At 72.2% G+C, this 19,577-nt stretch carries 10 protein-coding genes; 2 read left to right on the top strand and 8 right to left on the bottom strand.

Going from position 1 to position 19,577, the window contains the following annotated elements:
• Positions 1–34 precede the first annotated feature (34 nt).
• The 5 genes from ACFXGX_RS17400 to ACFXGX_RS17380 all read right to left on the bottom strand — a co-directional run bounded on the left by ACFXGX_RS17400 (position 35) and on the right by ACFXGX_RS17380 (position 8,167).
• Positions 35–2,335 carry a glycoside hydrolase N-terminal domain-containing protein gene (locus tag ACFXGX_RS17400; protein ID WP_384791290.1) on the bottom strand — a complete coding sequence of 767 codons (2,301 nt, stop codon included), beginning with the start codon at positions 2,333–2,335 and terminating at the stop codon, positions 35–37.
• On the bottom strand, positions 2,332–4,338 hold the full coding sequence (locus ACFXGX_RS17395) for a beta-galactosidase (protein WP_384791287.1): 2,007 nt from the start codon (positions 4,336–4,338) through the stop codon (positions 2,332–2,334). Before ACFXGX_RS17395 ends, ACFXGX_RS17400 begins: the two co-directional genes overlap by 4 nt.
• A 132-nt stretch (positions 4,339–4,470) precedes the next feature.
• Entirely contained in the window at positions 4,471–5,406 is a 936-nt protein-coding gene (locus ACFXGX_RS17390; protein WP_384791283.1) for a carbohydrate ABC transporter permease, read from the bottom strand.
• Positions 5,403–6,455: an ABC transporter permease gene (locus ACFXGX_RS17385; RefSeq protein ID WP_384791280.1), complete on the bottom strand. Its 1,053-nt coding sequence runs from the start codon at positions 6,453–6,455 to the stop codon at positions 5,403–5,405. The genes ACFXGX_RS17390 and ACFXGX_RS17385 overlap by 4 nt, the downstream gene beginning before the upstream one ends.
• A gap of 32 nt (positions 6,456–6,487) precedes the next feature.
• Complete coding sequence (locus ACFXGX_RS17380; RefSeq protein WP_384791277.1) at positions 6,488–8,167, bottom strand: Tat pathway signal sequence domain protein; 1,680 nt, start codon at positions 8,165–8,167, stop codon at positions 6,488–6,490.
• Positions 8,168–8,530: 363 nt separating this feature from the next.
• Here ACFXGX_RS17380 and ACFXGX_RS17375 point away from each other — a divergent pair, with 363 nt between their 5' ends.
• Positions 8,531–11,497 (top strand): glycoside hydrolase family 3 C-terminal domain-containing protein, encoded by a 2,967-nt coding sequence (locus tag ACFXGX_RS17375; RefSeq protein ID WP_384791274.1) that lies wholly within the window; start codon positions 8,531–8,533, stop codon positions 11,495–11,497.
• A gap of 290 nt (positions 11,498–11,787) precedes the next feature.
• Here ACFXGX_RS17375 and ACFXGX_RS17370 read toward each other — a convergent pair whose 3' ends face one another.
• The 3 genes from ACFXGX_RS17370 to ACFXGX_RS17360 all read right to left on the bottom strand — a co-directional run bounded on the left by ACFXGX_RS17370 (position 11,788) and on the right by ACFXGX_RS17360 (position 17,898).
• Entirely contained in the window at positions 11,788–13,233 is a 1,446-nt protein-coding gene (locus tag ACFXGX_RS17370) for an aldehyde dehydrogenase family protein (protein ID WP_384791271.1), read from the bottom strand.
• A 360-nt stretch (positions 13,234–13,593) separates the two neighbouring features.
• Positions 13,594–15,261 carry a PucR family transcriptional regulator gene (locus ACFXGX_RS17365; RefSeq protein WP_384791268.1) on the bottom strand — a complete coding sequence of 556 codons (1,668 nt, stop codon included), beginning with the start codon at positions 15,259–15,261 and terminating at the stop codon, positions 13,594–13,596.
• Between the two features lie 216 nt (positions 15,262–15,477).
• On the bottom strand, positions 15,478–17,898 hold the full coding sequence (locus ACFXGX_RS17360; protein ID WP_384791265.1) for an ATP/GTP-binding protein: 2,421 nt from the start codon (positions 17,896–17,898) through the stop codon (positions 15,478–15,480).
• Between the two features lie 302 nt (positions 17,899–18,200).
• On the opposite strand from ACFXGX_RS17360, the gene gabT reads away from it, so the two are divergent.
• Positions 18,201–19,535 (top strand): 4-aminobutyrate--2-oxoglutarate transaminase, encoded by a 1,335-nt coding sequence (gabT, locus tag ACFXGX_RS17355; protein ID WP_384791262.1) that lies wholly within the window; start codon positions 18,201–18,203, stop codon positions 19,533–19,535.
• The last annotated feature ends 42 nt before the right edge of the window (positions 19,536–19,577 follow it).

Below are 19,577 nucleotides of genomic sequence, written 5' to 3'. Positions count from 1 at the left end.
TCCCTTTCATGGGTGGGGGGATGTGCGGGGGGGGCTACCGCGACCCCAGGGTGAGGACGCGGTCTTCTCCGGCGCTCAGGGAGAGCGGTCGCGCGCCGGCGGAAGTCCGGAGTTCGATGCGGCAGGTGCGGCCCGGCCGCAGTACGACGGTGGCGCCGTCGGGCGTCCAGGTGAGGTCGGCCTCCGCGCCGAACCTCGTGCGGAGACCCCGGAGTTCGCCGCTCGGCAGACTCGCGGGGAGGGCCGGGAAGAGGACGAGCCGCCGTGGGGTGGACTGGAGAAGTGCCTCGATGACGACGGCGGGCAGGGTGTGGGCGGCGTCGGCGTTGTAGACGTGGCGGTTCGGGTAGTGGCCGCTCATCAGGGAGTCGTGGAAGAAGTCCCCGGCCAGGACGTTGTCGAGGGCCCGCGCCACCCGCCCGGCGTCCCGCAGCCGGGCGGCGACCAGGGCGTGGTGGAGGTGGCCGTGTGCCGAGTCGTTCTCGGCGCCGCGCAGTTCGAGGGCGCGACGGGCCGCGGCGGCGAGGCCGGGGGTGTCGTAGGGGTTGATCTCGTCGAGGGGCCAGACGCCGTAGAGGTGGCTGAGGTGCCGGTGGTCGTAGGTGTCGTCGAGTCCGGGACGGGCCCATTCGGCCAGCGCTGCCTGGGAGTTGACCCGGTGGGGCGGCAGCCGGCCGGCGAGCGCGAGCCAGCGTTCGGCGTCGGGGCCCGGGTGGTAGGCGGCCGCCGTGCGCAGGGCGTGGCGGGCCGCCGAGAGGTCCATGGCGGCGTTGACGGTGACCCAGCTCGCGTTCGCGGGACGGTTCTCCGGGGAGTAGGACGGCACGATGACCAGGTGGCCGGCCGCGTCGGTCCGGGTGAGGAAGTCCTCGTAGAAGCGGGCGGTCTCGGCGAGGGCGGCGGCGAGGCGCGGGTCGCGGCCGCCGTGTGTCTCGTCGTGGTCCACGAGGGGCTTGAGCAGCCAGTCGGCACCCGCGGTCCACACGTGCAGCGGGTAGGCGCGGCTGAGGTGGTAGAGGTGGCCCGACTCGCCGTCGGTGTGGGCGGGGGCGACCACACCGCGGGCGCCGAAGACGGCTCGGGCGTTGTCCCGCCAGTGCGGCAACTGGCCGTGGACCAGGGCCGCGTGCGCCTCGGTGACCTCGGGAAGGGCGGCCGCGGCGGCCGACGCCGTCTGCAGATTGAGGTTGGCGTCCGTGGTGAACGCCCCGGACCATGCGGTGTCCCAGTCGCCGGTCCACAGACCCGTCAGCCGTGGCGGGAGCGTGCCGGACGCGGACAGCAGGTGGTACCGGCCGGCCGCGAAGAGCCGTTCCAGGAGAGCGGGGCTCTTCGGGCGCAGGACCAGCTCCGATCCCGGCAGCGCCCGTTCTGCGGGATCGGCGCCCAGGTCGAGGGTGACCCGCAGATAGGCGGCGCGGTGGAGGGCGGTGTGCCGGGCGAGCAGGTGGGTGTACGCGCGCTCGATGTCTTCGGGGCCGCGCTGACCGGTCTCGGGCAGCAGTTCCCGCAGCGCGCGGAGTTCCGCGAGGACGTCCGGGTCGCCCCGGTGCCGGCGCACCCGGGTGAGCAGCAGCATCGAGCGGGCGCCGTCGACCCGTACGCCGGGAAGGGCGGGACGGGTGGCGCCGTCCGTGACGAAGGTGGCGCCGTCCGTGACGAGGAGAGTGACCCCGGTGTACGCCAGGTCGCTGCCCGGATAGCGGGCGCGCAGGGTGAGCAGGGCGCCCTCGGGGATGTGGACGGCTCCGTGCTCCACGGCCAGGTCCGCGGGCGCTCCCGGCAGCCGGTGGTCCAGCGTCACCTCGGTCGCGGGGCCGGGGGCCCTCACGTGCTGCGTGATCACGTCGTCGGCGCGCGAGACGAACACCTCGGCCCGCCGGTCCCCGCTCACGGCGCGGACGACCCCGGTGGTGAAGTCGCTCTCGCGCCGGTAGCCGCGCGGTTCCTCGGCGGGGCGGCGCAGCCGCACCTGGAACGCCGGGTGGAAGGGCTGTACCCACAGCAGCGGCCGGCCGTCGGTGAAGTCCTCGCCGGCTCCGACGTCTCCGGCGAGCAGCCGGTCCTGTACGTCGGTGAGACGGTCGGCGAGCTCGGGCGGGCGGGCTTCCGAGCTGCCGTTCGGGCGGACCAGACGGTGATGGTTGACGATGACCCGGTCGTCGTTCGGATCGCCGAACACCATGGCGCCGTGTGTGCCGTTGCCGCTCAGGAAGGCGTCCTCCCAGCGGGCGGCGGGCCGGGGTTCCCAGGTGCCGTGGACGGGGGCGGAGCCGGGGCCGCCGTCCGTCGCGGGGCGGCCCGCGTGGGGGCCGGGGCGGGCCTCGCCGGTCATGGGGCGAGCACCGCCGCTCCGTACCGCTCCAGTCGTACGGAGTCCCGCACGGGCGCGCCGCCGAGCAGGTCGCGGTGGCCGCCCGGCACCTCGACGGTCACCGGGGCGCGCCCGTGGTTGAGCAGGAAGAGCAGGTCGCCGCGCCGGACGGCCTCGACACCCTCGGGCAGTTGGTCGAGCACCGGCCGGACGCCCGCGTCCCGGGCCACCCTCGCCAGCAACGCACGCAGGGCGGCGGGTTCGGGGAGCGTGGAAAGGTAGCGGGCGGTGCCCCTGCGGAGCACGGCGGGCCGTCCGTCCAGTTCGCCGCCGCGGTACCGCGCCTCGACGGCCGCGGCGTCCTCGGCCTCGATCTCCTCGGACCAGAGCGTGCCCGTGAAGCCGTCGCACGCCACCTTCTCCCCCGCGTCCAGCGGCCACCATTCGTGCAGCGCTCGGATGCCGAACAGCTCGCGCAGCCGCTCGTCCATACCGCCCGGCCGCACCCGGTCGTCCTCGTCCGCGACTCCGGTGAAGAAGCCGCAGACGAGCGTGCCGCCCGCTCGCGCGTAGGCGAGGAGGTTCTCGACGGCCGTGTCGGTGAGCAGGTAGAGCTGGGGCACGACGACCATCCGGTACGCGGAGAGGTCGTGCTCGGGATGGGCGAACGCGGTGGTGAGGTGGGCTTCCCACAGGGCGCGGTGCCAGGCCCGTACGACCTCGGCGCAGTCGTTCTCCGCGGACAGCCGCCCGTCGTGCGCTCCCGCCCACCAGGAATTCCAGTCGTGCAGGACCGCGATGTCCGCACCGACCTGAGTGCCTGTCACATGGGGTGCGAGGGCTGCCAGTTCGGCCCCGATCTGTTTGATCTCCTGGAAGGTGCGGCCCCGCTCTCCCGCGTGGCCGATCATCCCGGAGTGGAACTTCTCGGCCCCCTGCCGGGACTGCCGCCACTGGAAGTAGCAGACGGCGTCGGCGCCGCGGGCCACGGCCTGGAGGGACCACAGCCGGTTCAGCCCGCGCGGCTTGGGGTGGTTCACGCCGCGCCAGTTGACCGCTCCGGCGGCCTGTTCCATGAGCATCCAGGAGCCGCCCGCCGCCTGCGAGCGCGTCATGTCCTGGATGAGCGCGCCGTGCTGCGCTCCGAGGGGGTCGCGCGGGTCGGGGTAGAGGTCGACCGAGACGACGTCCTCCTCCCCGGCCCACCGCCAGGCGTCCTGGCCGACCCACATCGGCATGAAGTTGCTGGTCACCGGGGTGCCGGTGCTGTGGCGGCGCACGATGTCCCGCTCGGCGACGAAACACTCCAGGAGCATGTCGGAGGTGAACCGCTTGAAGTCGAGGGCATGCGTCGGGTTCTTCATGTAGTGCGCGTGACGCGGTGGGATCACCTCGTGCCAGCCGTCGTAGCCCTGGCCCCAGAAGGCCGTGCCCCAGGCCGTGTTGAGTGCCTCGACGGTGCCGTATCTGTTCCGGAGCCAGCGCCGGAAGGCGGCGGCCGCCTCGTCGCCGTAGTCGAAGGTGCAGTACTCGTTGTTGATGTGCCACATGGTGAGGGCGGGGTGGCCCGCGTAGCGGGCGGCCAGGTCCTCGGTGATGGCGGCGGCACAGCGGCGGTAGACGGCGCTGGAGTGCGAGAAGTGCTGCCGTGAGCCCCACCATTCGGTGCGGCCGTCCTCGTCCCGGGGCAGGGTCTCGGGGTGCAGCCGGCCCATCCAGGGTGGCGGTGAGGAGGTGGGGGTGGCGAGCACGACGCCGAGGCCGTGCTCGTGCATCAGGTCCATGACGCGGTCCAGCCAGCCGAACTCGCGTGCTCCCGGGCGTGGTTCGAGTCTCGCCCAGGAGAAGACCCCGACGGTGACGGAGTTGACGCCGGCCTCCTTCATGAGACGGACGTCCTCGTGCCAGATCTCCTCGGGCCACTGCTCGGGGTTGTAGTCGCCGCCGAACAGGATGCGGCCCCGGGTGGCCGTGCTCAGACTCGGCCGGCCGGTCTCTCGGCCGGTTCCGCGGGGCGTGCGCATGAGCCACCTCGATCGGGTGAGGGAGTGGTCCGCCGCGGCCGGCCGCCGGTCAGGAGCAGGTCGGCCGCGGCGAGCTGGAAAGGCGGCGCGGGGCGGGCACGGCGATGCCCCGGCACGGGGGGGCCGGCCGCGTCAGCCCTTCACGGCGCCGGTGAGCATGCCCTTCTTGAAGTGCCGCTGGACGAAGGGCGAGAGGACCGCGACGGGCAGCAGCGCCATCACCATGACGGCCATCTGGATGGCGAGCGGGGACAGTTGTCCGGTGTTGATCTGGGTGGCGAGGCCGACCGGCCGCTCCTGCTTCTGCACCAGCTGGATCATGACGTTCTGCAGCGGCATCATGTCCTGGTCGGTCAGGTAGATGGAGGCGTTGAACCAGGCGCTCCAGTAACCGACCGCGTAGAACAGCGAGATGACCGCGAGGACCGCCCGGGAGAGCGGCATCACGATCTGCCAGAGGATGCGCCAGTCGCCGGCACCGTCGATGCGGGCGCTGTCGACGAGTTCGGGCGAGATGCCCATGAAGAACGCCCGCAGCACCAGGATGTTGAACACGCTCACCGCGCTGGGGAGGATCAGCGCGAGATAGGTGTCGGTGAGCCCGAGCGCCTGCACCAGCAGATAGGTGGGGATGAGGCCGGCGCCGAAGAACATCGTGGCGAGCAGCAGCATCAGGAACCAGCGGTGGCCGAGCGACCCGATCCGGGAGAGACCGTACGCGCACAGCACCGAGACGGCCATGCTGAACAGGGTCCCGGTCAGGGTCACGCCGGCGCTGACGAGCGCGGCGCGCTGCACCTGCCCGCCGGTGAGCAGTTCCCGGTAGGCGACGAGGGTGACGCCCTTGGGGACGACGACCAGGCCGCCGGCCGCGTCGATGGTCCTCTTCGACTGGAGACTGGTGACGACGACGATCCAGAGCGGGAAGAGGATCGCGAAGGCGGCCAGGGTGAGGGCGATCCCCTTTCCCGCGAGGCCGGCCTTGGACGGCTCCTCCTCCCAGGGCGGCCGGGGCGGCGCCGCCCAGCGGCCGGGCCTGTCGCGCGGTGCCCGCGTCACGGCGGTCATTTCTCGTACACCCCCTGCTCGCCCATGAGGTGGGCGGCCTTGTTCGCGGTCAGGACGAGCCCGAGGCCGACCACCCCCTTGATCAGTCCGGCCGCCGCGGCGTAGCCGAAGTCCTGGTTGCGGATGCCGTTCCACCACACGTAGGTGTCGAGGACCTCGGAGGCTCCGGGGCCCACCGCGTCACGCTGGAGCAGGAGCTGCTCGAAGCCGACGGTGAGCGCGTCGCCCACGCGCAGCACCAGGAGCAGGGCGATCACCGGGCGCAGGGCGGGCAGGGTGATGTGCCACATCCGGCGCCAGCGTCCGGCCCCGTCCATGGCGGCGGCCTCGTACAGGTCGGGCGAAACGGACGACAGGGCCGCGAGGAAGACGATGATGCCCCAGCCCGCGTCCTTCCAGACGCCCTCGGCCGTCACCAGGAACTTGAAGATCCCCGGGTCGGTCATCAGGTCGATGCCCTGGTGGCCGTGGCGGCGCAGGGTCTGGGCGATGATGCCCGCCCCGCCGAAGATCTGCTGGAAGACGGTGACGACGAGGACCCAGGAGAAGAAGTGCGGGAGGTACATGACCGCCTGGGCGACGGCCCGGACCCGGGGCCTGACCACGCTGTTGATGAGGAGGGCGAGGGCGACCGGGATCGGGAAGTAGAGCACGAGCTGGAGGAGGAACAGGACGAACGTGTTCTGCACGGCGTGCCAGAACTGCGAGTCCGCGAAGATCCGCTGGAAGTTCTCCAGTCCGGTCCAGGGGCTCTCGAAGATCGCGACGAAGCCGTTGTCGCTCAGATACGGGTCGTAGTCCTGGAAGGCGACGACGTTGCCCAGTACCGGTATGTAGGTGAAGACGAGCAGCAGCGCGACCGCGGGCAGCGTCATCAGGATCAGGGTGCGGTCGCGTCCGAAGCGCAGCCGGAAGGCCGGCTTTCCCGCGCCCTGCCGGGCGCCCCCGGCGGCCCGCCGTCCGGTCGCGCCGTCCGGCGGGTTCCCGTCCGGCGCCCTCTTGCCCGCCCTGGCCCCGGCCCTGCTCCGAGGCACCGTGCTGTGGGACACGGTCTTCTCCTCGCCTCAGTCCTGATCCTGGGTCACTTGGCCGCGGAGCCGTTGGCGTCGAGCAGCTTCTTGTACCAGGCGCGCAGGTCGTCGCCGCCCTTCTGCTTCCAGTCCGCGACGGCCTGCTGCATGTCGGCGATCTTCTTGCGGCCGCGGACGATGTCGTCCTCCAGCTGTTCGAAGTCGTTGGCGAGGTTGGTCCACCGGCTGGGCTCGGTGATGGTCAGGCCGTAGAAGGAGGACTTCCTGGTGAAGGCGCCCATGCGCTGCTGCCACTCGACCTGGAGTCTGGCGATCTCCGGCAGGTCGGGGTGGGCGAGGTAGGCGGCCGGGTCGCCGGTGTAGTCGTAGGCGCCGTTGACCTCGTTGGTGCCCTTGGTGGTCTTGGTGGGCAGGCCGTTCTTGACGGTGTAGTCGGTGCCCTCGACGCCGTACACCGTCAGCATGTACTCCTTGGTGCCGTACGGGGCCGCGCAGAAGTCGGCGAGCGCGAGGAAGTCCTTGATCTGCCGCTTGGACGCCGTCTTGCTGACGAAGGTGAAGATGCCGGCGGGCTGGGTCGCCCAGAGCGTGGGGTCGCCGCCGTCGGGGCCGAAGACGTCGAAGGCGCCCATCTCGAAGTCGGTCTTCTGGGTGCGCTGTTCGGCCGTCGAGCCGTACCAGTAGGACAGGTCGCCGTTGAAGACGAGGGACTGGCCCGCGGTGAACCGGTTGGACGCGTCGCCCTTGACTGCCTTGGCGTCGGGGTGGACGACACCCGCCGCGTACAGCTTGCGCGTCCACTCCAGGGCTTCGAGGTACTCGGCGGTCTCGATCCGGTTGACGAGCTTGCCGTCCCGCAGATCCCACCACAGGGCCTTGTCGCTGCCGTTAAGGACGCCGTAGATGTTGAAGGCCGTCCACTTGAGGTCGTCGCAGGCCCACACCTTCGCCTTGGCGTCGGTGGCCTCCTTCGCCCAGGCCAGGAACTCGTCGGGCGACGTGGGGAGTGTGTAGCCCTTCGCGGCGAAGACGTCCTTGCGGTAGAAGGACGCGATGTTGGTGACGTACGAGGCCGGCATCGGGATCGCGCGCAGCCGGCCGCCGAAGATGGAGCGCTGCCAGGCGTCGGTGGGTACGGCCGCGAGGTTCGGGTAGTCCTTGACCTTGTCGCCCGACAGATACGGGCCGAGGTCGGCGAACTTGGCGTTGATCGCGCTCGGTATCTTGCCGTTCAGGTTCCAGCCCGGGACGACCACCACGTCCGGGATGTCGCTGGAGGCGAGGACCGCGCCCAGTTTCTCGTCGTAGGTGTTGCCGTCCTGGTTCTGCCAGGTCGCCTTGATGCCGATGGCCTCGTTCATGGCCGTGTAGTAGGCGTTGTCGCCCGTCGGCGGGGTGCCCCAGAACGGCGACATGATCTTCAGGTCGCCGCCTGCGCCCAGCTTCTTCGGGACGGACGTCTTCAGCGCGTCCAGGTCGATCGCCCGGGTGAACCCGGCCGCCGATCCGTTCTTCGACGGGAGGTCGGGCGTGACGACGCTCGACGCCACGAACGCCGGAAGGATCTTCTGGGCGTCCTTCCCCGAGGTGGTGCCGTCCTTGCTGCCGTCCTGTCCTCCGCCACAGGCGGCGAGCAGGGGCGTTCCGCCCGCCACGGCGGCCGCTGCGACCGCCGTGGAGGCGAGGAAGCTTCTCCGGCTGGGGGCGGATGTGGCGGAGTTCGGCGTCATTGCGTCAACCCTTCATGGCGCACAGCAGGACACCCGGCGGTGGAGCCGTCGGCTGCGGTGTCTTGAGTGGAGCTGCCTGAGCCGAAGCGGTCCTCGGAGGACTGTGCCCCGGGAAGAGGGAAGCCCGACAATCGAAGCGCTTCGATGTTGCTGCGAGGTTAAGTGAACGCCTGGGGGTGCACAAGGGTCGATCCCAAGATTCCTCGGAGGCGCCGGGCAACAGAGCGTGTCCGTGCGGCACTTGACCTCACTGGCGGGAAACAGAGGTGGCCCGGTCACACGTCTTGACACCCACCCTGCGGTCGATCGAGCATCGAAGCGCTTCGAAAGACCTTCGATGCCCCACCGCGAAGGGATCACCACGTGCCCGCAGAGACGCCACCCATGCCGCCCTTCCGCGACCCGAGCCTGTCGTTCGCGAAGCGCATCGACGACCTGCTGACGCGGCTCACGCTGGACGAACGCATCGCGTTCCTGCACCAGTACGCGCCCGCCGTCGAGCGGCTCGGGACACCCGCGTTCCGCACCGGCCAGGAGGCGCTGCACGGGGTCGCCTGGATGGGCCCGGCGACGGTGTTCCCACAGGCCGTCGGGCTCGGCGCGACCTGGAACACGGAGCTCGTGCGCCGGATCGGGGAGGCGGTCTCCTCGGAGGCACGCGCGATGCGCGCCCGCGACGACCGCGTGGGGCTCAACGTCTGGTCCCCCACGGTCAATCTGCTGCGCCACCCGCTGTGGGGCCGCAACGAGGAGGGCTACTCGGAGGACCCGGCGCTCACCTCCGCCATCGCCACCGCGTACACCCGTGGGCTGCGCGGCGACCACCCGGTCTACTGGCGTACGGCGCCGGTCCTCAAGCACTGGCTCGCGCACAACAACGAGACAGCCAGGGACACTTCGTCCTCCTCCGTCCGGCCGCGCGTGCTGCACGAGTACGACCTGTACGCCTTCCGCGACACCGTGCTGGCGGGCGCCGTCGCCGGGGTGATGCCCGCGTACAACCTGGTCAACGGCCGCCCCAACCACGTCTCGCCGTACCTGCGCGAGCATCTGCGGGCCTGGACCGACCAGGAGCTGCTGGTCTGTTCGGACGCGGGCGCGCCCTCCAACCTGGCCGACTCCGAGCGCTACTTCGACTCCCACGAGGAGGCGACCGCCGCCGCCCTCCTCGCCGGCGTCGACAGCTTCACCGACCACGGCACGGACGGCTCGCGGATCACCGCACGCGTCCGGGGCGCCCTGGAGCGAGGCCTGCTGACCGAGGCCGACATCGACACCGCGGTCCGCCGCCAGCTCGCCGTGCGCTTCCGGCTGGGCGAGTTCGACCCGGACCTCGACCCGTACGCGGACACCGGGGAGTTCGACACGCCCGCCCACCGCGCGCTCGCCCTCGAAGCCGCGGAGCAGGCGGTCGTCCTGCTCGAGAACGACGGTCTGCTGCCCCTGCGCCCCGGCGTCCGCCTCGCGGTCGTCGGACTGCTCGCCGACGAGTGCAAGCTCGACTGGTACAGCGGCACGCTCATCCACCGGTCGACACCGCTGGAGGGCCTGTACGAGCGTTTCGGCGCCGAGCGGGTGGACTTCGCCGAGGGCGTGGACCGCGTACGTCTGCGGACGGCGTCCGGCCGGTATCTCGCGGTGCCCGCGGCGGAGGACGCGCCGGAGGAGACCCGGGGTGCCGAGGGTGCCCTCGATCCGGCGCTGCTCGCGGGCCGCACCGATCTGCCCCCGCTGACCGCCGACGCCGTCGGCACCGAACTGGCGCTGATCGACTGGGGCGAGGGCGTCCTCACGCTGCGCGCCCCCGACGGCCGCTATCTGTCGGTCGCCGACGACGGATTCCTCCGCGCCTCCGCCGACCAGCCGGGCGGCTGGGTCGTCCAGGAGACCTTCCGGCTGGAACCCTCCGCCTCCCATCGAAGCGGCCACCTCCTGAAGCACCTCGGGACGGGCGGATACGTCTGTGTCGCCGCCGACGGCGTGAAGGTTGCCGGGCGGGACGCCCGGGAGGCCGAGATCTTCGAGGCGGAGTTCACCGAACGCGGTGAGGACGCCGTGGCCCGCGCCGCCGCCGCGGCCGACGTGGTCCTCGTCGTCGCGGGCAACGACCCGCACATCAACGGCCGCGAGACCGAGGACCGTACGACGCTGCGGCTGCCCGCCCACCAGGAGCGTCTGCTGGACGCGGCCCGCGCGGCGAACCCGGACACCGTGCTGGCGCTGGTCTCCGCCTACCCGTACGCGGTCGACCGCACCGGCCTGCCCGCCGTGCTGTGGACCGCGCACGGCGGCCAGGCGGCGGGCACCGCGCTGGCCCGTGTGCTCGCCGGGGACGTCTCCCCCGCGGGACGGCTTCCGCAGACCTGGTACGCCGGGGACGGCGACCTGCCCGGTCTGCTCGACTACGACGTGATCGGCGGACGGCAGACCTACCTCTACTTCGAGGGGACTCCGCTCTTCCCCTTCGGGCACGGGCTGTCCTACGCCTCGTTCGCCTACGCGGACCTGCGGGTCCTCCGGGAGGCCGACGCGTTGACCGTCTCCTGCGCCGTGACGAACACCGGGTCCGTGACCGCCGACGAGGTCGTCCAGCTCTACACCCGGGCGGTCGCGCCGTCCGTGCCCCGCCCGCGCCGCGCGCTGGCGGCGCACCGCCGGATCCGGCTCGCTCCGGGTGCCTCGACCGGCGTCACCTTCGAACTCCCGCTCTCCGTACTGGAGTTCTGGGACGTGGCATGCGGGCGCCGACGCCTTGAGCCGGGCGCGTACGACCTGCTGGTCGGGGCGTCCAGCGAGGACATCCGGCTGGTCGAGACCGTCGAACTCGACGGCGAACCCGGCGCGTTCCGCCCGGTGCGCGAACACGGCCTGGACGCGGCCGACTTCGACGAGCAGGTCGGCATCGCGATCGTCGACCGTACGAAGTCGGCGGGCGACGCGGTGACTACGATGGACGGCGGATCCGGCGAACTCCTCTACCTGGGGTGCGACTTCGGAGCGGGTGTCAGCCGTGTCTCCGTGGCGGTCGCGGGCGAGGGCGTCGTGGACGTCACGCTGGTCGGCGGACCGTCGGTGCGGGCGCTGCCGCGGGGCTCCGCCCAGGTCACCGGGCAGGGCTTCACCCCGGCCGCCGGAGAGCCGCCGGGCAGCGCTCCGGCCGCGCACGTGCCACCGGACTCCGGGCCGGTCGCCGAAGTGCCGGCGAGCGGGACGGGCGGGCCTTACGACTACCGCGTCCTCACCGCCGCGTTCACCGCCGATGGTGTACGCGACGTCCGCCTCAGACTGCGCGGCCGGCTCCGGCTCGCGCACGTCGGCTTCTCCGGGTGAGGGTCCGGAGAAGCCGGCACAGGGGCCCGACACCGGAAGGCATCGGTGCCGGGCCCCCTCTCCGACGACGTTAGCTGAAAACGATTGTCACTAGACATGTCGTTTTCGGTCACGTCCGACGACCTCGTACTCAGGTTTCCCGCCGCACGACGCAACCCCGGCATCGGGCACCGCGGCACTCGCGGCCGGGCTCCGTCCAGCCCTGAACTCCCTTGCCCGGGGCGGAAAAGCAGACGGCCCGAGCCCCCGCACAGTGTGGGCTCGGGCCGTCGGCCTCGGGTGGGTCTCCGTCAGAGTGCGAGACCCGTCAGCACGAGCACGCGCTCGTAGGTGTAGTCGTCCATCGCGAACGTGACGCCCTCACGGCCGACACCGGACTGCTTGGCACCGCCGTACGGCATCTGGTCGGCGCGGTAGGACGGAACGTCGCCGATCACGACGCCGCCCACCTCCAGGGCGCGGTGCGCGCGGAACGCGGTCTGCAGGTCGTGCGTGAACACGCCGGTCTGGAGGCCGTACTTGGAGTTGTTGGCGGCCTCGAAGGCAGCCGCCTCGCCGTCCACCTTCTGCACGGTCAGGACCGGTCCGAAGACCTCCTCGCAGGAGATCGTGACGTCGGCCGGAACGTCCGCGAGGACGGTCGGGGCGTAGGAGGCGCCGTCGCGCTTGCCGCCGGTGAGCAGCATGGCGCCTGCCGCGACGGCCTCGTCCACCCAGGACTCGACGCGCTCGGCGGCGGCCTCGCTGACCAGCGGGCCGACATCCGTCGTGTCGTCGGACGGGTCGCCGGTGACCTGGGCCTCGACGGCGGCGACGATGCGCGGCAGCAGGCGCTCGTACACCGCGGCGTCCGCGATCACGCGCTGCACCGAGATGCAGGACTGGCCGCCCTGGTAGTTGGAGAAGGTCGCGATCCGGGTCGCGGCCCAGTCCAGGTCCGCGTCGCTCGCGAAGTCGGCGAGGACGACGGCCGCGCCGTTGCCGCCCAGCTCCAGGGTGCAGTGCTTGCGCGGCACCGAGTCCATGATCGCGTAACCGACGGTCTCGGAACCGGTGAAGGAGATGACGGGAAGGCGCTCGTCCTGGACCAGGGCGGGCATCTTGTCGTTGGCGACCGGCAGGATGCTCCAGGAGCCGGCGGGCAGAGCGGTCTCGGCCAGCAGGTCACCGAGGATCAGGCCGGACAGCGGGGTCGCGGGCGCCGGCTTGAGGATGATCGGGGCACCCGCGGCGATGGCCGGGGCGACCTTGTGGGCGCACAGGTTCAGCGGGAAGTTGAAGGGCGCGATACCGAGGACGACACCCTTGGGGAAGCGGCGCGTGAGAGCCAGTCGGCCCTGGCCGCCCGCGTCGGTGTCGAGGCGCTGCGCCTCGCCGCCGTTGAAACGGCGGGCCTCCTCCGCGGCGAACCGGAACACGGACACCGCGCGGCCGACCTCGCCGCGGGCCCACTTGATCGGCTTGCCGTTCTCGGCGGAGATCAGCTGGGCGATCTCCTCGGTGCGCTCGGCCAGCCGACGCGAGACGTGGTCGAGGGCGGCGGCGCGTACATGGGCCGGGGTCGCGGCGAACTCGTCGCGCACGGCGTACGCGGCGGCCACGGCCTCCTCGACCTGGGCCTCGGTGGGCACGCTGACCTGACCGACGAGGCGGCCGTCCCACGGCGAGGTGACGTCGAAGGTGGTCTCGCCGGTGGCCTGGCGGCCGGCGAGCCAGAAGGCGTGGGTGGAAGTCATTTTGCGAGTCCCGGCCCTTCCGTATGGGGTGACGATGGGGGGTGTTCCTGCTGATTTCCCGCTGGTGCTGCTCTCCCGACCACGGTAGGGCCGCGACCAGCATGGGTCGTTTGTCCGACGCGTAACAGTCGGGGGGCGGGATACGCCGGTTTGGACTGATCGGCAGGGTCAGATCGAGCCTCGCTCCAGGCGAACGCCGAGCCGGATCCCTCTGGTCCCCAGGCGAACGCCGAGCCGGATCCCCCTGGTCCCCAGGCGAACGCCGAGCCGGATCCCCCTGGTCCCCAAGGGAACACCGAGCCGGATCCCCCTGGTCCTCGCGTGATCCTCTCGGCGGCAGCCGTCAGCGGCCGAGCGCGTTCACTCCCCGGGTGCGGCCGTGGTCTTCAAGGCCAGCCAGAGTTCCATCCGGACGTCGGGGTCGTCCAGGGAGCGGCCGAGGATCTCCTCGACCCGGCGCATCCGGTAGCGCAGCGTGTGCCGGTGGACACCCAGGTCGGCGGCCGCCGCGTCCCACTGCCCGTGCCGGGACAGCCAGGCCCGCAGCGAGGCGACGAGGTCCCCGCGGCCGGTGGCGTCGTGATCGTGGAGGGCCCGCAGGAGCCCGTCGGCGAACGCCCGCACGGCGTCGTCCGCGAGCAGCGGCAGGACGGACCCGGCCGCCAGTTCCTCGTGCTCGACGAGGACCCTGCCCCGCCGCCGGGCGACGGACAGGGCCTGTTCGGCCTGTTTGTAGGCGGCGCGGGCGGCGATCGGTCCGGCGGGGGCCGAGAGCCCGACGACGAGTTCGTCCTCGTCGCCCGCGGTCCCGGCGGACTTCTCGCGCGGGACGGCCCGCGCGGACTCCAGTCCGACGGCGTAGTCCCCGCAGGCCGCGACGGCGGCACCGCCGTCCACGGCGAGCACGACCAGCCGTTCCCCGTCGGGCACGACGAGCACGGACTCGCCCGACCGCGCGGCGGCGGATTCGACGACCTCCGCGAGGCCGCCCAGCGGATCGCCGTTGACGTCGGGCACGGCGACGGCGGTCTTCGCGGGCGCGGCGGCACCCACGCGCGCGTGCCCGTCGGCGTGCGCACGGCCGGCCGACCCGGACACCGACTCGGCGATGATCAGCCGGAAGGGGGCGTCGAGCAGTTCGCCGTACAGGTCTCCGGCGACGGCCCGCGCGTGGTCGGGTTCCCCGGCCAGCAGCATCCCGAGCACGGCCGCGCCGATCCGCTGCTCGGCGGCGTGCAGCGACCGCGAGCGTTCGGTGGTCAGGGTCAGCAGGGCGATGGCCGAGTGCACGGCGTAGCGCTCGGAGGTTCCGAGGGCGCCGGCGGTTCCGACGGCGAGCGCGGCGCGCGGTCTGCGTCCCGTTCCGAGGGAGTGCAGTTCGACGCGGTCCTCCCCGCCCACCACGGAGCTCGCGGGGGCGGGCCGTTCCCGCAGCCGCTCCACGTCCGGGGTGAGCCGGGCGGCGCGGCGTCCCGCCCAGTCGGGTGCGGCGGCGACGACGGCGCCGGACGCGTCGTAGAGCGCCGCCCATCCGTCGACCTGTCCGGCGAGGGCGGCGAGCAGTCCCTCGGGGCCGTCGTTCAGGGCCTGCTTGGTGAGCTCGCGCTGTGCGGCGAACCCCGCGGTGACGGCCCGGTACTGGTCCGCGGCGATGGCGGCGGACACGGCCTTGCTGATGGCGAGGAACGGGGTGCGGCGGGGCACTTCGAGGAGCGGCAGGCCCTCCTCCTCGGCCGCGTCGACGAGGGCCTTCGGGATCTCGTCGTAGTTGACCCCGACGGCGAAGCCGATCCCGACGACTCCGGCGCCGGCCAGCCGCTTCACGTACCGCCGCATGACCTCGGGATCGTCCGCGTCCAGCTTGAGCGCGGTGATCAGCAGCAGTTCCCCGCCCTCCATGTACGGCACGGGGTCGGCGAGCTCGCTGACATGGGCCCAGCGGACGGGCACGTCCAGGCGGTCCTCGCCCGCACGCACCGTGAGCTTGAGCGCGGAGTGGTGGACGAGCGAGGCGAGCGTGGGGGGCATGGGGCCTTCAGGTCGGTGTGAGCTCGGTGATCTCTGTGATCTTTTGGCCGCGGCGTATGAACGGCCTGTGTCGATTCTGCCTCACCGTACGGTCGCCGTGTGCGTTCATCCCCATACGCCCTGGTCAGCGGGTCGCCTCTGTCCGTACGCCCGGCCGACCCTCGGCCCCGTGTTCCCGTGCCCCTGTGTTCCCGTCTCCCCGCGTCCGGCCGGCCCTCAGCCCCGCAGGTCCACCAGCAGCGGCGGGGCGTGCTCCCCCTTCACGCTGGTCAGCGACAGTACGGCGTGGCCGGGCGGGACCGCGTGGGCCAGTTCGGAGGCGGACCAGCGCTCCCGCTCGACCTGACGCACGGTCACGGCGTCCGTGGTCACCGCCTTGCCGGTCACCAGCTTGCGCAGCGCGTGGATGGCCCGGGTCATGGGCTGGTCGGCGAAGACGGTGTGCTTGGCCACGTCGCGTGCCTCCACCCACTCGGTGCCCCACGACTCCGCGAAGCGGCCGCCGTCCCAGGTCGTGACGCCGGAGAAGGCCATGCGGCAGCCGACCGCGCCGTACAACGGTCCGTGCAGGGCCTCGGGGATGTCGCCGATGGTCCGCAGGGCGAGGACCACTCCGGCGTTGTGCGCCCGCAGGCCCTGGATGCGGCGTACGGTCTCGGCGGTCAGGGCGCCGGTCGCGTCGTCGAGGACCAGGCAGGCGAAGTGCCCGCGCCGGTCGCCACCGCGGACGACGGCGGCGAACTGGGCGAGCAGGAGCCGGGTGACGAGCTGCGACGCCTCTTCGTAGCCGCGTTCCGGCAGGTCGACCCGGACGCGGAGCGGATGATGGGCCACCGCCCGGAGCGAGAACGGCCGGGCGCTCGCGCCGGAGCCGAAGAAGTCCGCGAAGACGGGCCGGTCCAGCAGCGCCAGCCGGTCGGCCAGTACCGGGCCGGGGTCGTTCGGGCCGCCGCTCTGCCGCAGCCGTGCCTCCAGTTCGCGGAGCATCGCGGGGTGGCCCCCTGCCGACAGGTCCTGCCGCAGGGGCTCCAGCAGCGCGGGCACTCCTTCGAGCAGTTCGCGCAGCACGGGGATCGTGGGGAACGTGCCGTGCACGGCACGGTAGGGACCGAGCAACTGGGCCAGGGCCGTGGCGGCGCGCCGGACGTCGACGCCGTCGACGCCGCCGACCAGGCCTTCCGCCAGGAACGCGGCGGCTTCGTCGGCGTCGTCGCAGTCGGCGTACAGGTCCAGGTCGTGGACCGACTCGGGGTCGCCGAGCTTCACGACGACGTCGTACGACGCCTCGGGGCCCACCGGCGTCCCGGCGGCGGCCACGACGACGACGGCGCAGCGCGCGGTGAGTGCCTGCAGTCCAAGGGATTCGGCGACGGGTCCGACGAGGTGGCGCGTCTTCCCGGAACCGGCCGGTCCGACGGCGAGGAGGGAGGTGCCGAGGGTCGCCGGGCCGAGGGCGGTGCCCGCGCCGGAGTAGGCGAGCGGGGTGCGTTCCCTGGCGACCCACCGGCCGAGCCGCACCTGGCCCGCGAGCAGGTCGTGGGAGGCGGCGCGGACGGGCAGGTCGCGGGCTCCGGAGGGATGGGTCCAGGCCGCGGCGCCGCGGCGCAGCACGGTGTCGCTGAAGACGCCGAGCTGTCCGTCGCGCTTGGCCGTGGTCCAGGCGCGCAGGATCCTCGCGCAGTCGACGTCGTTCATGCGTTCGGTCAGTATTTCGGAGGACAGCAGTTCCGCCGCCTTGTGCTGTCCGGTCGCCCTCAGCTCGGGCCATTCGGCCGGAGGCCCGGACGGCTCCGCCGGCTCGGCCTGGGCCGTCGCCGCCGCGGTGCCGGCCGCGGCCGGCCGGGAACCGAACCGCTCCTTGGCGAGCGGCCACCATCCGCCCAGCTTGGCGAAGGGCAGCACGACGAGCACGGTGATCAGGGTGTACACGCCGTAGCTGATCGCCGGCGACTCGAACACGTCGTCACCGCCGGCGATCAGCGCCACCAGGGACAGCACCGGATTGACGATCGGCAGGGGCTCCCACCCGACGCCCGGGAAGGCGTCCGGCCAGACGAACGTCAGGGTCAGCAGGGCCGCCAGGGCCGCGAGGAGAGCCCGGCCGGGCTGCGCGCGCTGGACGACGAAGTGATGGGCGATCTCGCGCCAGCTTCCGAGGCGTCCCATCGCGTAGATCAGCGCGGCGAAGAAGAGGCCGTCGTAGACGACGATCGCGTCCACGCCCTGCCAGGACTTCGGGGCGGTCGTCCCGCCCCACCACCAGTCGTCCGGCGTGAACAGTTTCAGCACGACCAGTTGGTAGGGGACGTTCCCCCGGCGCCACAGGGACCAGACGACGAGCCCGAGCACCAGGGGGATCACCAGGCCGACGACCGTCACGGAGGGCAGGCGCCGGCGCTCCCTGGACTCGCGGGGGGCGACGTATCCGTACCGCCAGATCCCGAGGGCGGCGTCGGGGCGGGGCGCGTTGAGCCAGTCGCGCACGGCGGGGCGGGCCGCCGGCGGGCCGGGCGGCGGGGGCGGCGGGCCCGCGGGCCTGGGCGGAGCGCTCCCGGGGACGGCCCCGGGGGGTGCGGCCGGACGAGGCACGGGATCGGCATGCGTGCCACGTGCGTCGCGCGTACCGTCGAAGTCCATCGTGTGCGCCCCCCTGACCAGCCAGTCCGCCTGTCGCTCTCAGGCCAATCTAGTGGTCCCGCGGGGCGAGTTCACCGTTTACGCGGCCGGGCCCGCGGTGGGACGGGAGGACCGCGCGTCCGCTCCTCTATGTCCATCGCGGACAACGGATTCCTCCGACAACGCCCACATGGCGCATGCCGAGCCCCCCTCCTCGGCTCTAGCCTGCGAAGAAACAAGGCAAGCGTCCGAAAACCCCCCGCCCGGACCGCCCCGCATCCGCCGGGGACCGTCCGGTTCGCAAGATCATCAGGGAGCCCCTCATGACCGCACTTCCGCAGGAGCGCCGCGTCGTCACCGCCATCCCCGGCCCGAAGTCGCAGGAGCTGCAGGCCCGCCGCACCGCCGTGGTCGCGGCCGGTGTGGGGTCGGTGCTCCCCGTCTTCACCACGCGCGCCGGCGGCGGGATCATCGAGGACGTCGACGGCAACCGCCTCATCGACTTCGGCTCCGGCATCGCCGTGACGTCGGTCGGCGCGAGCGCCGAGGCCGTCGTGCGCCGGGCCTCCGCCCAGCTCCAGGACTTCACCCACACCTGCTTCATGGTCACGCCGTACGAGGGGTACGTCGCCGTCGCCGAGGCGCTCGCCGAGCTGACCCCGGGCGACCACGCCAAGAAGTCCGCCCTGTTCAACTCGGGCGCCGAGGCCGTCGAGAACGCCGTCAAGATCGCCCGCGCGTACACCAAGCGCCAGGCCGTCGTCGTCTTCGATCACGGCTACCACGGCCGGACGAACCTGACGATGGCGCTGACCGCCAAGAACATGCCGTACAAGAACGGCTTCGGTCCGTTCGCGCCCGAGGTCTACCGCGTGCCGGTCGCCTACGGCTACCGCTGGCTGACGGGCCCGCAGAACGCCGGCGCCGAGGCGTCCGCCCAGGCCATCGATATGATCAACAAGCAGATCGGCGCCGACAACGTCGCCGCGATCATCATCGAGCCGCTGCTCGGCGAGGGCGGCTTCATCGAGCCCGCGAAGGGCTTCCTGCCGGCCATCAGCCAGTTCGCCAAGGACAACGGCATCGTCTTCGTCGCGGACGAGATCCAGTCCGGCTTCTGCCGCACCGGCCAGTGGTTCGCCTGTGAGGACGAGGGCATCGTCCCGGACCTGATCACGACCGCCAAGGGCATCGCGGGCGGTCTGCCGCTCGCCGCCGTGACGGGCCGCGCCGAGATCATGGACGCCGCCCACTCGGGCGGCCTGGGCGGCACCTACGGCGGCAACCCGGTGGCCTGCGCCGGCGCGCTCGGCGCGATCGAGACGATGAAGGAACTCGACCTCAACGCCAAGGCGAAGCACATCGAGTCGGTCATGAAGACCCGCCTCGGCGCCATGGCGGAGAAGTTCGACATCATCGGCGAGGTCCGCGGCCGCGGCGCCATGATCGCCATCGAGCTGGTCAAGGACCCGGCCACCAAGGAGCCGAACCCGGAGGCGGCCGGCGCGCTCGCCAAGGCCTGCCACCAGGAGGGCCTGCTGGTCCTGACCTGTGGCACCTACGGCAACGTCCTCCGCTTCCTGCCCCCGCTGGTCATCGGCGAGGACCTCCTGAACGAGGGTCTCGACATCATCGAGCAGGCCTTCGCCCGCATCTGACGCGGACGGCACCGCAGCACCGCGACCCCGAATCCGCCCATG

The sequence above is a fragment of the Streptomyces sp. NPDC059371 genome (assembly GCF_042751995.1).
GTDB lineage: Bacteria > Actinomycetota > Actinomycetes > Streptomycetales > Streptomycetaceae > Streptomyces.
The sequence above is the reverse complement of the archived record's forward strand: the minus strand, read 5'-3'. Positions and strand labels throughout refer to the sequence as shown.